The following is a 13,095-nucleotide window of genomic DNA, read 5'->3' as shown; positions in this document are numbered from 1 at the left end:
AGAACGGCGGTTGACCTGCTGGGGGCTACGGTGAGGGCCGGTGGCGCCCCCTCGCTTCGGCTAGGGCGCGAGCTCCTCGGCCAGCGCACGCGTTTCGGACGGGGTCCACACCCGGTCGCCGAAGACATGGCGGTGCGTGAGCGACAGCTCGTCGCCCGGGGCCAGCACCACGTACTCGTCGAACGAGGGCGACGGCGCCAGCACCGGTGTCGGCTCGCTGCGCACGAACCAGCGGATGGGCGGAGCGCCCGTAGAGGAGCCCGCGAAGGCGAGGATCGTGGCTCCGCCGTCGACCTCATCATGCTCGCCCGAGAAGGCGACCCACGGCGCGACACGACCCATGACGCCGACGTCGCCGGCGTCGTCGGGCAGGCCGCCCGCCAGGACGCGGCCGCCGGTCCAGGAACGAGGCATCCGGATCATGAAGCCGGTGTAACCGGCGCCGGGTCGTCCCTCGGTCGTCGGGCTGCCGAGTTCGAGCCGGCGCCCCGACACGTTGCGCAGCGTCGTCGAGAAGTCGAGCATCCAGAGGCCGCGGTCGGCGTCGACCCCGTGGAAGCGGTGCGTGCGAGTCTCGGCGAGCCACCCGTCGCCACCCTGCGTGATCCACGTGAGGTCCTCGGTGAACGAGACCTCGGGCCCGGCGTCGATCACCGAGGTGAAGCGGTCATGGCGGATGGAGCCGACGTTGTCGAGGAGCGCGTAGTCGCCGTGTTCCGGCCGGAAGGTGTTGCCGCCCCAGAAGTTCTGGCCCGACACGTAAGTCCAGGTCATCTGGAGGCCCTTGTGCCACCGGTGATCCCACGGACGGAAGCCCGTCAGCAGCGCACCGTCGAGGGTTCGCAGCGGGTGCAGGAAGGGCTTCGGGCCCTCCGAGATCGGCCCGCCGGGGTCGAACGCGTAGCGCGCGATGTCGACGCCGGCCGGGCCCACGCGGCCGGAGGCTCCGCGCGACGCGCCAACGGCGCGTGGACGGGCCGTGGGGACGGTGACGGTCAGGTCGGCCTGGTCGAGGCGGAGGGTGAGGTCGGTCACCGTCCCATTGTGTCCCAGATCTCAGGAAAACGCTTGCCGAACCTTGCGGATGCATAATGTACCGCCCGCAGGCCCTGAGCGGTAGAGGCCTCCCCGCGCGCAAAGGCGGCGATAGCGTCTTCGACATCTCACACGAGACCCCGCACCCCCCAGTCCACGAGACAGAAGGAGAGAGACATGCTCTGGACCATCCTCGGCCTCATCATCATCGGCCTCATCGCCGGCCTCATCGCTCGCGCCATCATCCCCGGCAAGCAGAGCATGGGCATCCTGCTGACGATCGTCCTCGGAATCGTCGGCTCGTTCGTCGGCGGATTCCTCGGCTTCCTGCTGTTCGGAAGCGACCCCAACGGCGGCTTCCTGCAGCCGTCCGGCATCATCGGCTCGATCCTCGGCTCGATCATCGTGCTGGGTCTCTACGTGCTCTTCACGCGCCGCCGCGGCGTCAACCGCGCCTGATACCCACCACACTCCGCCCGGGCCCGTGCGCTCCCTCGCACGGGCCCGGGCGTTGTCGTTGCGGCGCAAGGTGAGCGAAACCACGCCGAAAAGCGCGAACCCACACGCGTTGTCGTGTGGGTTCGCGCTTTCAGTGAGGGCTCGGTTCTCCGGATCCCCCGATCAGGCGCCCGCGAGCGCCTGCGACACCACCTCGCGGGCCTCTGCCTGTACCTGCGCCAGATGCTCGGGGCCGCGCAGCGACTCGGCGTACAGCTTGTAGACGTCCTCGGTGCCGGACGGACGTGCGGCGAACCACGCGTGCTCGGTCTGCACCTTGAGGCCGCCGATCGCCGCACCGTTGCCTGGCGCGTGCGAGAGCTTCGCGGTGATCGGCTCGCCGGCGAGCTCGGTCGCCGTCACCGCTTCGGGTGCGAGCTTGCCCAGCGCCGCCTTCTGCGCGGGGGATGCCGGTGCGTCGACACGCTGATACGCCGAGGCTCCGAACTCGGCCTCGAGCTCCGCGTACCGCTGCGACGGCGTCTTGCCGGTGACGGCGAGGATCTCGGCTGCCAGGAGGCACAGCAGGATGCCGTCCTTGTCGGTGGTCCACACCGAACCGTCCTTGCGGAGGAAGGAAGCGCCCGCGGACTCCTCGCCGCCGAAGGCGACCGATCCGTCCAGCAGTCCGGGCACGAACCACTTGAACCCGACGGGAACCTCGAGCAGCGCCCGCCCGAGCGATTCGGCGACGCGGTCGATGATCATCGAGCTGACGAGGGTCTTGCCGATCGCGGCATCCGTCGGCCATTGCGGCCGGTGCGAGTAGAGGTAGTCGATCGCGACGGCGAGGTAGTGGTTCGGATTCATCAGCCCGGCGTCGGGGGTGACGATGCCGTGACGGTCGGCGTCGGCGTCGTTGCCGGTGAGGATGTCGTACTCCTCGCGGCGGCCGATGAGGCCGGCCATCGCCGACGGCGACGACGGGTCCATGCGGATCTTCTCGTCCCAGTCGAGCGTCATGAAGCGCCACGTCGGGTCGACATCGGGGTTCACCACCGTGAGGTCGAGGCCGTGCACCTCGGCGATGAGCGCCCAGTACTCCACGGACGCACCGCCCAACGGGTCGGCGCCGATGCGCACGCCGGCGTTGCGGATCGCCTCGACGTCGATGATGTCCGCGAGGTCGCGCACGTAGGCGTCGCGGAAGTCGTACTGGCCCAGGGTGTCGGCGTCGAGATCCTTGAACGGTGTGCGGGCGACGCCCTCGAGGTTCGCCGCGATGAGCTCGTTCGCGCGGTTCGCGATCCAGCCTGTCGCGTCGGTGTCGGCGGGGCCGCCGTTCGGCGGGTTGTACTTGAAGCCACCGTCGCGCGGCGGGTTGTGGCTGGGCGTCACGACGATGCCGTCGGCGCGGCCCGGGTCCGCCGCATCCTTCCCGCGGTTGTAGGTCAGGATCGCGTGGCTGAGCGCGGGGGTGGGCACCCACGAATCCCGCGAGTCGACCCGCACGTCGACGCCGTTCGCGACGAGCACTTCGATGGCGCTGCGCTCGGCCGGCAGCGACAGGCCGTGCGTGTCGCGGCCGAGGAAGAGCGGTCCTCGGATGCCCTGCGCTCTGCGGTAGTCGACGATCGCCTGCGTCGTGGCGAGGATGTGGGTCTCATTGAAGCTGGCCGACAGCGACGAGCCGCGGTGACCGCTCGTCCCGAACGCGACGCGCTGCTCGGGGACGGAGGGGTCGGGCGTGACGTCGTAATAAGCGGCGATCAGCTCATCGATGTCGATGAGGTCGGATGCTTCGGCGGGTTGTCCTGCGCGAGTCATGCGTCCCAGTCTGCCTGTCCGCGGCCCGCCATGCACGGTCCATGACACCGGCCTCCCGTTCGCAATTCAGGATGAGCGCGGTGTGCGATCGGCACCGCCCCCGGATTTCCGCGGGTCGAGTCGATGTCGCACCGCGTCCATCCTGAATTACGCACGGAATCGGGTGGACATGGCCCGGGCTAGGCTGGCACGCGTGACTTCCGAGGTCGCCTCTGCCGAGGCATCCGTTCCCCGCCGCCGCACGTACAGCTACCTGGGGCCTGCGGGCACGTTCACCGAGGCGGCGCTGGCACAGGTGCCGGAGGCGCGCGGCCAGGAGTGGCGGCCGGTGCGCAACGTGGGCGAAGCGCTCGCCGACGTCGTGGAAGGCCGCTCCGACGCCGCGATGATCGCGATCGAGAACTCCGTCGACGGCGGCGTGTCGACCGCGCAGGACGCCCTCGCGACGGTGCCGGGACTGCGCATCGTCGGGGAGTACCTCGTGCCGGTCGAGTTCGTCCTCGTCGGCCGCCCCGGCGCACGGCTCGAGGACGTCTCGCTCATCGCCGCGCACCCCGTCGCCTACGCGCAGTGCCTGCAGTGGCTCTCGGAGACGCTCCCCGCCCACGCGCACGTCCCGGCGGCGAGCAACGTCGCGAGCGCGATGGGCCTTCTCGACGGGTCGAGCGACGCGGATGCCGCGATCGCCCCTCCCGGGATCCTCGAGCACCACGAGCTCGAGCTCTTGGCCTCGAACATCGGCGACAACCCCAACGCGGTGACCCGTTTCGTGCTCGTGAGCCGCACCGTGGTGCCGCCGCCCCCCACGGGCGCCGACAAGACCTCGCTCATCGTCGAGCTGCCCGACGACCACCCCGGCGCACTGCTCGAGATGCTCGAGCAGTTCGCCACCCGCGGCATCAACCTGTCGCTGCTGGCCTCGCGCCCGATCGGCGACGAGCTCGGCCGCTACCGCTTCGTCGTCGACGCCGACGGGCACCTCGAGGACGAGCGCATGGCCGACGCCCTGATGGGCCTGCGCCGCTTCAGCCCGCGCGTGACGTTCCTCGGGTCGTACCCCCGCGCCGACCGCGCCGTCGTCCGCTACCCCGAGCGCTACGCCGATGACGTCTTCGTCGAGGCGCGCGACTGGCTGCGAGGGCTCATCTCCGGCGAGCCGGAAGCACAGGACTGACGGCTCAGAGCGCCGGCTGAAGCTCCGCGGCGAGCAGCTCGAGGGTCTGCAGGCGCCCGGGCGCGGCATCCATCGGCTCCGCCTCGTACGAGCCGGCGATGGGCGAGATCATGACCTCGTCGACGCCGTGCCTGGCCGCGAACGAGCGAAGATCGGATGCTACGGCCGACGCCGTGCCGACGAACCACTTCGCGCGGGCCGAGGCCATGAACGTGTCGCCGAGACCGGCGAAGTCCGCGGCGTTCGCAAGGGCGTGCTCCACCGTCTCGAGCGGCACCAGCGGCTGGTTGGTGCGCAGCCGAGCGGTCATGCGCAGGTTGGGAAGCGCCCGGGCCTCGGCCTCGTCCTGACTCGGCGCGACGAGGACGTTCGCCGTCAGGAAGGTGCGCGGCGCCGCGAGCGTCTCGGAGGGCACGAACGCCGAGCGGTAGAGCTCGAGCGCGCGCTCCAGGCCCTCGCCCGAGAAGTGGTTGGCGAACACGTACGGCAGTCCGAGCGACGCCGCAAGCTGCGCCGAGTAGTCGCTCGAGCCGAGCAGCCACACCTCGGGGGTGCTCGTCGCGGCGGGGGTCGCGTGCACGTCGTAGGTGCCGCCCGAGGTGAACCGCAGCGACGCGCCGTCGGGAGCGACGAGGGAGAGGATGTCGCGCACGTGGTCGGGGAACCGCTCGACGTCGCTCGTGGTGCCGCTCTGACGCAGCAGCTGTGTGATGACGGGGTCGGAGCCCGGCGCACGGCCGAGCCCCAGGTCGATGCGTCCGGGAGCGAGCGCCTCGAGGGCAGCGAACTGCTCGGCGACCACCAGCGGGGAGTGGTTCGGCAGCATGACCCCGCCCGACCCGAGCCGGATGCGCGACGTGCGGACGGCGGCCGCGGCCGCCAGCACCGGCGGGGTCGTCGAGGCGACGGCCGGCATGTTGTGATGCTCGGCGAACCAGTAGCGGCGATAGCCGAGCCGATCCGCCGCGTCCACGAGGGAGAGGGATGCCGCGACCGCCTGTGCGCTCGTCTGGCCGGTGCGCACCGGGACGAGGTCGAGAACGGACAGGGCCGGGGCGTGCCTCGCAGTGCTCATCGTCGTCTGCAACCACGCACCCCGGCATCCGCATTCCGGATCCGCGGTCCGAGCGCGTCAGGGCAGGCGGTTCGCCTTCGCGAGGTTGTCGCGCAGCTCGTCGGCGGTCTGGGCGACGACGTAGGCGGGACGGTCGCGCTCGAGGCGCCAGGATTCGCTGAGCGGACCCGCGCTCACGGTGTCGAAGCCGAGTGCGTCGTAGATTCCGGTCACGAACTCGATGGCGTCGGCGTCGTCGCTCGCGGTGCCCAGCGCACGGCGCTGGGGGTCGCCTGCGGGCAGACCGGCCGCGTTGATGTCGGAGGCGTAGAGGTGGTTGAAGGCCTTCACGACCTTCGACGCCGGCAGGTGCTGCTGGAGGAGCCCGGAGGTCGTCGCCTCGCCCCGATCCAGGGCGTCGATGTGACCGTCGCGCTCGAAGTAGTAGTTGTTGGTGTCGAGGACGATCTTGCCGGCCAGAGGCTCGACCGGGACGTCCTTCAGCGCCTTGAGCGGCACCGTCACGACGGCGATGTCAGCCGCCGCGGCGGCGTCGACGGCCGTCGCCGCGCTCACCTTGGGTCCCAGGTCCTCGACGAGCCCTGCGAGGCTCTCGGGTCCGCGGGAATTCGAGATCACGACGTCGTAGCCGAGTCCCGAGAAGGCGCGTGCGAGCGCGCTGCCGATGTGTCCTGCACCGATGATTCCGATCGTGGTCATGTCGAGCCGCAACCGCGGGGCGCGGCATCCCATTCCGTGTGTCGGTCACACGGCGAGATCGGCGCGCCGCCGTCAGGAGCGCGCGGCGCGCTTGACGTGCTCGTACGCGTCGAGCGCGGCCGTGCGCGACGCGGCGAGATCGACGAGAGGCTCCGGAGCGTCATCGCCGAGTGCGTCGGGCGCCCACTCGCGCACGTAGTGACCGTCGGCGTCGAACTTCTTCGCCTGCAGCTCGGGGTTGAAGATCCGGAAGTACGGCGCCGCATCGGCGCCCGAGCCTGCGACCCACTGCCAGTTGAACGGGTTGCTGGCCCCGTCGGCGTCGACGAGCGTGTCCCAGAACCACTCCTCGCCGCGCCGCCAGTCGATGAGCAGGTTCTTGATGAGAAAGGATGCCGCGACCATGCGCACGCGATTGTGCATGTAGCCGGTCGTCCAGAGCTCGCGCATGCCCGCGTCGACGAGCGGGACGCCGGTGCGCCCCCGCTGCCATGCCTCGAGGTGCGAGGGCCTCAGCCGCGGCCACGGGAACGCGTCGAACTCGGGCCGCAGGTTCTTCGTCGCGAGCTCCGGGAAATGGAACAGCGTGTGCCACGCGAACTCGCGCCACCCGAGCTCCGAGAGGAACCGCCCGCCGTGCCCGGCCTCGACCGTCTCGTGCCACACGGTGTGCGGGCTCACCTCGCCCCATCGCAGTCGGGGTGACAGGAGGGACGTGGCACCGGCCGCCGGCTCGTCCCGCGCCCGGTCGTAGGCCGCGAGATCCTGCTCGAGGAACTCCCGCAGACGCCGTCGCGCAGCCGGCTCGCCCGGCTCCCACCTCTCGCGCAGCCCGCCCGCCCAGTCCGGCTCGCGGGGGAGAAGACCCCAATCATCGAGGGAATCGGATGCTGCGCCCCGGCGCACGCCGTCGAGCACGCGCGGCTCGGGCAGTGGTGCCCGAGGCGACGGCAGCGCGAGGCACGCGCGCCAGAAGGGGGTGAACACCGAGAAGTGGGTGCCGGCGCCGGTCTTCACGGTCCACGGCTCGAAGAGGAGGGAGCCCGCGAACGACGCGACCTCGACGCCCTCGTCCCGCAGGCCCGCCTTCAGCGCCGCATCGAGGTCGCGCTCGGGCCCGCCGTAGCGTCGATTCCAGAAGACGGCGCCGGCCGCAGCATCCGTCACGAGATCGCGCACCACGCGCTCGGCCGGTCCGCGCCGCAGAACGAGGGGCGCGCCGCGCTCCCGCAGTCGCGTGTCCAGCGAGGCGAGCGAGTGGTGCAGCCACCACCGTGCGGCGCCGCCGAGCGCGCGGACTCCCGGCGACTCCTCATCGAGCACATACAGCGCGATGATCGGCTCGCCGCGATCGATCGCGGCGCGCAGCGCGGGGTTGTCAGCGAGGCGGAGGTCATCGCGGAACCACACGATCGAGGGGCCGGCCATGGGCCCATCCTGCCGGTCGGCGGGTGAGGGCGCCGAGCCTTGACTTCCGCGGGAAAGTCGCTCGACGGGATCGTCAGAGACCGTCGGTGGTGTGTCCTCTGGGGACGACGACCAGGAGCGCCGAGGGCTCGACCCGGGTCTTTACCGACAGCGCCTCACCGAACTCGTCGCCGTCGAGCTGCACAGGCTGCGCCTCGTGCGCCGCGAGCTCGATTCCGGCGCCGCGCGAGTAGACCACTGCGTTGTCCTTCGTGCGCAGCGACAGCACGCGGCGGCCGGCGCGGAAGCGGCGGAGGAAGCTGTTGTCCCACGCGACGCGGCGCCACACGAACAGCCAGCCGAAAATGCCCTTGGGCTGGAAGATGACGATGTCGAGCGCGCCATCGGCGACGGATGCCTCGGGGATGAGGTCGAGGCCCGCCGGGAGCTTGCCGCAGTTGGCGAACAGCACGCTCTGCACACGTGACGAGTGCAGACGGTGGCCCGGCAGCTCGTACACGACGCGGAACGGCTTGGCGCTCGGCAACGCGCGCGCCGCGCCGTCGACATAGGCCACCCAGCCCACGGTCTTCTTCAGCTGCGGGCTGGTGTTCGCGATCATCGCCGCGTCGAGCCCGATACCGCCCATCACGACGAACGCGTGCTCGGCGGTGGTGCCGTCGGGCCGGGCGAGTTCTGTCCAGCCCACATCCATCGCCAGGGTGTCGCCGTCGAATACGGCGCGCACCATCGCGTCGGGTTCCGTCAGCGGCAGCTTCAGATTGCGGGCCAGCAGGTTGCCGGTGCCGCTGGGCACGATCGCCATCGGCACGCCGCTGCCGCTCATCGCCTCCGAAACCGCGCGCACGGTGCCGTCGCCGCCGGCGACCAGCACCGTGTTCACGCCCTCATCGAGCGCCTGGCGCGTGACGTCGTCGCCGAGGTCGTCGACGGTCGTCTCATAGAACAGCGGCTCCGACCAGCCGGCTTCCGACGCGAGGCGGGTGACGGTGGCGCGAAGCGCATCGGCGTCGACCTTGATCGGGTTGTAGACCAGCGCCGCCTTCGGGGTGGGGCGGCCGGTGCTGCCCATGGGGCGCGTCTCGCCGCCGGGGCCGACGCGGCGGGCCTCGCCGCCGTCGTCGTCCGTGGTGTCGGAGCCGACGTCCCCCGGCTCGCGGATGACCTCGTCGGGTGCGGCCGCGGACTCGGGGTCGGGTCGGCTCTGGCCTTCCTTCACGCGCGTCTCGCCGTCGGGACCCTTGCCCTCGCCGGCGCCGGGTGCGGGGGACGCCGGGACTTCCGACGCCTGCGCGGCGGACGCCGGGGCTTCGGCGGAGGCCGGCGCCGCGGCATCCGTCCCCTCGGCTGTCACTTCAGCGAGGTCGAGCTCGGAGGTCGACGGACCGTCGGCGTAGATGGCGTCGGCCGGATGCGGAGCGAGGTCGGTAGGGATCTCACCGGTCGCAACGTCGTCGACGGGAGCGTCGGCGACGGGTGCGTCGTCGCTGGGAAGGTCTTCGCCCGATCCGGATGCCGCCGCCATGAGGTACAGATTAGGACCCGAATCGCCGCGCGGGGGCATCCGGGGTGGGGGTTGACAGTCCGGGTGTCCGCTTGCGGGCGCCGACTAAGCTTGCAGGGTGATCGATCCCGTGCTGCTTCGCGACAATCCCGAGCTGGTCAAGCGCTCGCAGGAAGCGCGGGGCGAGTCACCCGAGACCGTCGACGCCGCTGTGGACGCCGACCGCGCACGACGCGCCGCCATCACCGCCTTCGAAGAGCTCCGCGCGGCGCAGAACGCCCACGGCAAGAAGGTCGCGCAGGCGCCGAAAGAGGAGAAGGCGGCCCTCGTCGCAGAGGCCAAGGAGCTCAGCGAGCGGGTGAAGCAGGCCCAGCACGCGGTGGCGGCGGCGGAAGAGGCATCCGCCGAGGCATTCGGCGCCCTCGAGAACATCGTGATCGAGGGCGTGCCCGCCGGCGGCGAAGACGACTTCATCACGCTGCGCACCCACGGCGAGATCCCGGCGTTCGGCTTCGAGCCCCGCGACCACCTCGAGCTCGGCGAGAAGCTCGGCGCCATCGACATGGAGCGCGGCACCAAGGTGTCGGGCAGCCGCTTCTACTTCCTCACCGGCATCGGCGCCCGGCTCGAGATCGCGCTCATGAACCTCGCCCTCGACCGGGCGCTGCAGGCCGGCTTCACGCCGATCATCCCGCCGACCCTGGTGCGTCCGGAGGTCATGCAGGGCACCGGCTTCCTCGGCAAGCACTCGGCGGAGGTCTATCACCTCGAAGACGACGACCTCTATCTCGTCGGCACGAGCGAGGTGCCGCTCGCCGGCTACCACATGAACGAGATCCTCGACCTGACGCGCGGCGCGAAGCGCTACGCCGGCTGGTCGACCTGCTACCGCAGCGAGGCGGGCTCCTACGGCAAGGACACCCGCGGCATCATCCGCGTGCACCAGTTCAACAAGCTCGAGATGTTCGTCTACACGACTCCGGAGGAGGCGGAGGCGGAGCACCTGCGCCTGGTCGCGATGCAGGAAGGGATGCTGCAGGACCTCGGCCTCTCGTACCGTGTGATCGACGTCGCGGCCGGCGACCTGGGCTCGAGCGCCGCCCGCAAGTACGACGTCGAGGCGTGGGTCCCGACGCAGAACGCCTACCGCGAGCTCACCTCTACCTCGAACTGCACGACGTACCAGGCGCGCCGGCTCGACATCCGCTACCGGCCCGAGAGTGGAAGGACGCAGCCGGTCGCGACGCTCAACGGCACCCTGGCGACCACCCGCTGGATCGTCGCGCTGCTGGAGACCCACCAGCGAGAGGACGGTTCGGTCACGGTCCCCGAGGTTCTCCGACCGTTCCTCGGCGGGCTCGAGGTGATGGAGCCGATCGCGTGAGCGAAGCGCACCTGCCGAAGACCGGATCGATCAAGGTCGTCGCGCCGAAGAAGGCCGCGAAGCTCGTCGAGCAGGTGGCGCGCGACACCGAGAACCCCGCCGTCGCGACCGAGCAGCTGCTCATCGCCCTCGACATCGACGGCACCGTGCTCCTCGAGGACGAATCGCTGAGCCCCGGCGTCGTCGACGCCGTGGAGCACGCCCACCGCGCCGGCCACGAGGTGATGGTCGCCACCGGACGCAGCTGGGAGGGCACCCGCGGCATTGTGCGCGTGCTCGGCATCGCGCCCGAGTTCGTCGTGTGCTCGAACGGCGCCGTCGTGCTCAAGCGCGTCGAGGCCGACGAGCTGCGATACGACCGCTGGCATGTCGAGACCTTCGATCCGCGTGAGGTGCTCGAGCAGCTGCGGGTGCACCTTCCCGACGCGCGGTACCTCGTCGAGCTCGCCGACGGGCAGCGCCTGTACACCGAGTACCTCGAGGACTGGAACCTCACCCACGCGCGGCGGGTGCCGTTCGAGGAGCTCGGCGCCCAGCCCGTGTGCCGCGTGGTCGTCGTCTCGCCCGACAAGGTCGAGCAGGACTTCGTCGACCTCGTGAAGCGCATCGGCCTCAACCACGTCTCGTACGCGGTGGGCTGGACGGCGTGGCTCGACATCGCCCCGAAGGGCGTCGACAAGAGCACCGGCCTCGAACTCGTGCGCACCGAGCTGGGCATCGATCCCGCGCACGTGCTCGTGATGGGCGACGGCCGCAACGACGTCGGCATGTTCCGCTGGGCCCTCGACAACGGCGGCCGCGCGGTCGCGATGGCGCAGGGACCGCAGGAAGTACGCGACGCCGCCGGTGAGGTCACCGACTCGGTGCACGAGGGCGGCGTGGCCGCGGTGCTGCGCCGCCTCTGACCGCTTCGGCAGCCGCCGGCCCGGCACACGAGGGAAAGCGCGCGTCCCTCAGATGATTGCCAGGCGTCGTTGGAAGAATGAGGCGACAGTGCTGTCGGCTAGACTCGACGCCTGTTCGACGGATGCCTCCCCTCGGGGCGGCATCGGTCGGGAGGGTTGTCCGAGCGGCCGATGGACCTGGTCTTGAAAACCAGTGGGCAGCAATGTCCCGTGGGTTCGAATCCCACACCCTCCGCAGAAGATGTGCCGGTGGGCGAACGGTGAGAAGCTGTCCCCGAAAGGAACCGAGTGAGCTCGACGCACAAGCCCACGAGGCGCGGCCGCCGCACGGTGGCCCGCCACGGTGAGCTGCCGTCGCCGAGCCCGTTCGGATTCGTCCTGAAGCTCGTCGGCATCATCGCCGCCGTCGTGCTGGTGTCGGGTGCCGGCGTCGCCGCGTATGCCGCCACGGACTTGACGACGAGCTTCACCGAGGACGCCGTCGAGCTCGAGGGCCAGGGAGCGGTCCCGCCCGACATCGGCGCGATCGAGGGCGGCGTCGACGTGCTCCTGGTCGGCACCGATGAGTGCGAACCGGAGTTCGCCCACATCTTCGGTGACCGCTGCACCGGCGCCGACGCCGACGGGCAGCTCAACGACGTCAACATGCTCGTGCACATCTCCGACAACCCGCGCCGGGTGACGGTGGTGTCGTTCCCCCGCGATCTCATGGTGCCGATCCCGTCGTGCACGCGCGAAGACGGCTCGACCACGTCGGCCACGAGCAAGACGCAGATCAACGAGGCGTGGAGCTTCGGCGGACTCTCCTGCGTCGCGAAGACGATCAAGGAGCTCAGCGGGCAGAACATCCCGTTCGCCGCGAAGGTCAGCTTCGGCAACGTCATCAACATCACCGACGCGATCGGCGGTGTGGATGTCTGCATCGGCAACGGCGGCATCAAAGACAAGTACACCGCCATCAACTGGCCGGCCGGGCCCCGAACGATCCAGGGCGTCGAGGCGCTGCAGTTCCTGCGCACCCGCCACGGCCTGCAGAACGGCAGCGACCTGGCCCGCATCAGCAACCAGCAGCAGTACATGTCGAGCCTCGCGCGAAAGCTCGTGAGCGACGAGGTGCTGTCGAACCCTGCCACGCTGTACAAGCTCGCGGCGACGGCGGTCGACAACATCACGCCGAGCGAGTCGCTGACCAACCCGATGACGCTCGTGCAGATCGCGCTCGCGGTCAAGGACGTGCCGTTCGAAGACATCGTGTTCGTGCAGTACCCGGTGCTGACCGACCCTGCTGACGTCAATCGCGTCGTGCCCGACTACGATTCGGCGACGGAGCTGTGGGCGGCGCTCGCGGCGAACGAGCCGATCGAGGTCACCCACGACCAGGAGCTCACCGGAGGAGTGATCGTGGCCGACCCGCAGCCCACCGAGGCGCCCGCCGACCCCGCACCGACGGCGACCGCCGATCCCTCGGCGACGCCTGCGCCCAGCGAGACCGCGGTCGCCCTCCCCGACAACATCCCCGGGCAGAACGCCGCCCAGCAGACCTGCTCCGCCGGCAACGTCAGGTCCAACGGCTGATGGCGTCGCCGAAGCGGCCCTCGAGAGAGGGCCAGACGCCCCTTGCGCGCC

Annotated in this window: 11 protein-coding genes and 1 tRNA gene; 6 read left to right on the top strand and 6 right to left on the bottom strand. The window is 70.6% G+C overall.

All coding sequences use genetic code 11. The features are described 5' to 3' along the window. Positions 1 to 60: 60 nt before the first annotated feature. On the bottom strand, positions 61 to 1,035 hold the full coding sequence (locus tag JNB61_RS04610) for a DUF6807 domain-containing protein (protein ID WP_220338872.1): 975 nt from the start codon (positions 1,033 to 1,035) through the stop codon (positions 61 to 63). Positions 1,036 to 1,212: 177 nt separating this feature from the next. Here JNB61_RS04610 and JNB61_RS04605 point away from each other — a divergent pair, with 177 nt between their 5' ends. Next, positions 1,213 to 1,494, top strand: coding sequence for a GlsB/YeaQ/YmgE family stress response membrane protein (locus JNB61_RS04605; protein ID WP_159841549.1), 282 nt, complete (start codon positions 1,213 to 1,215; stop codon positions 1,492 to 1,494). Between the two features lie 162 nt (positions 1,495 to 1,656). On the opposite strand, the gene pgm is transcribed toward JNB61_RS04605, so the two are convergent. Further along, positions 1,657 to 3,300, bottom strand: a complete 1,644-nt coding sequence (gene pgm, locus JNB61_RS04600) for a phosphoglucomutase (alpha-D-glucose-1,6-bisphosphate-dependent) (RefSeq protein WP_220338871.1) — start codon at positions 3,298 to 3,300, stop codon at positions 1,657 to 1,659. A 193-nt stretch (positions 3,301 to 3,493) separates the two neighbouring features. On the opposite strand from pgm, the gene pheA reads away from it, so the two are divergent. Next, positions 3,494 to 4,474 carry a prephenate dehydratase gene (gene pheA / locus JNB61_RS04595; RefSeq protein ID WP_220288608.1) on the top strand — a complete coding sequence of 327 codons (981 nt, stop codon included), beginning with the start codon at positions 3,494 to 3,496 and terminating at the stop codon, positions 4,472 to 4,474. Positions 4,475 to 4,478: 4 nt separating this feature from the next. On the opposite strand, the gene JNB61_RS04590 is transcribed toward pheA, so the two are convergent. The 4 genes from JNB61_RS04590 to JNB61_RS04575 all read right to left on the bottom strand — a co-directional run bounded on the left by JNB61_RS04590 (position 4,479) and on the right by JNB61_RS04575 (position 9,201). Further along, positions 4,479 to 5,549 (bottom strand): LLM class flavin-dependent oxidoreductase, encoded by a 1,071-nt coding sequence (locus JNB61_RS04590; RefSeq protein ID WP_220338870.1) that lies wholly within the window; start codon positions 5,547 to 5,549, stop codon positions 4,479 to 4,481. 57 nt (positions 5,550 to 5,606) lie between these two features. Further along, positions 5,607 to 6,248, bottom strand: coding sequence for an NADPH-dependent F420 reductase (locus tag JNB61_RS04585; RefSeq protein ID WP_220338869.1), 642 nt, complete (start codon positions 6,246 to 6,248; stop codon positions 5,607 to 5,609). Positions 6,249 to 6,320: 72 nt separating this feature from the next. Next, positions 6,321 to 7,676, bottom strand: a complete 1,356-nt coding sequence (locus JNB61_RS04580; protein WP_220338868.1) for a cryptochrome/photolyase family protein — start codon at positions 7,674 to 7,676, stop codon at positions 6,321 to 6,323. Between the two features lie 73 nt (positions 7,677 to 7,749). Beyond that, the gene (locus JNB61_RS04575; protein ID WP_223214631.1) at positions 7,750 to 9,201 is read right to left on the bottom strand and encodes a diacylglycerol/lipid kinase family protein; all 1,452 of its coding nucleotides are present in this window, start codon (positions 9,199 to 9,201) and stop codon (positions 7,750 to 7,752) included. Positions 9,202 to 9,298: 97 nt separating this feature from the next. Here JNB61_RS04575 and serS point away from each other — a divergent pair, with 97 nt between their 5' ends. The 4 genes from serS (at position 9,299) to JNB61_RS04555 (ending at position 13,044) form a co-directional block, all read left to right on the top strand. After that, complete coding sequence (serS, locus tag JNB61_RS04570) at positions 9,299 to 10,564, top strand: serine--tRNA ligase (protein WP_220338867.1); 1,266 nt, start codon at positions 9,299 to 9,301, stop codon at positions 10,562 to 10,564. Continuing rightward, positions 10,561 to 11,469, top strand: coding sequence for an HAD family hydrolase (locus JNB61_RS04565; RefSeq protein ID WP_159841563.1), 909 nt, complete (start codon positions 10,561 to 10,563; stop codon positions 11,467 to 11,469). The genes serS and JNB61_RS04565 overlap by 4 nt, the downstream gene beginning before the upstream one ends. A 150-nt stretch (positions 11,470 to 11,619) precedes the next feature. Then, positions 11,620 to 11,704: transfer RNA gene (locus tag JNB61_RS04560), tRNA-Ser, on the top strand. Positions 11,705 to 11,757: 53 nt separating this feature from the next. Further along, positions 11,758 to 13,044, top strand: a complete 1,287-nt coding sequence (locus tag JNB61_RS04555; RefSeq protein ID WP_308291204.1) for an LCP family protein — start codon at positions 11,758 to 11,760, stop codon at positions 13,042 to 13,044. The last annotated feature ends 51 nt before the right edge of the window (positions 13,045 to 13,095 follow it).

The organism is Microbacterium ureisolvens, from assembly GCF_019511645.1.
GTDB lineage: Bacteria > Actinomycetota > Actinomycetes > Actinomycetales > Microbacteriaceae > Microbacterium > Microbacterium ureisolvens_A.
This window is presented reverse-complemented; position numbering and strand designations above follow the sequence as displayed.

What these genes read in the sequence shown, in the direction of transcription:
- JNB61_RS04605 (WP_159841549.1), top strand. Translation starts at nt 1,213, where the DNA reads ATGCTCTGGACCATCCTCGGCCTCATCATCATCGGCCTCATCGCCGGC.
- pgm (WP_220338871.1), bottom strand. Translation starts at nt 3,300, where the DNA reads ATGACTCGCGCAGGACAACCCGCCGAAGCATCCGACCTCATCGACATC.
- JNB61_RS04590 (WP_220338870.1), bottom strand. Translation starts at nt 5,549, where the DNA reads ATGAGCACTGCGAGGCACGCCCCGGCCCTGTCCGTTCTCGACCTCGTC.
- JNB61_RS04585 (WP_220338869.1), bottom strand. Translation starts at nt 6,248, where the DNA reads ATGACCACGATCGGAATCATCGGTGCAGGACACATCGGCAGCGCGCTC.
- JNB61_RS04580 (WP_220338868.1), bottom strand. Translation starts at nt 7,676, where the DNA reads ATGGCCGGCCCCTCGATCGTGTGGTTCCGCGATGACCTCCGCCTCGCT.
- JNB61_RS04575 (WP_223214631.1), bottom strand. Translation starts at nt 9,201, where the DNA reads ATGGCGGCGGCATCCGGATCGGGCGAAGACCTTCCCAGCGACGACGCA.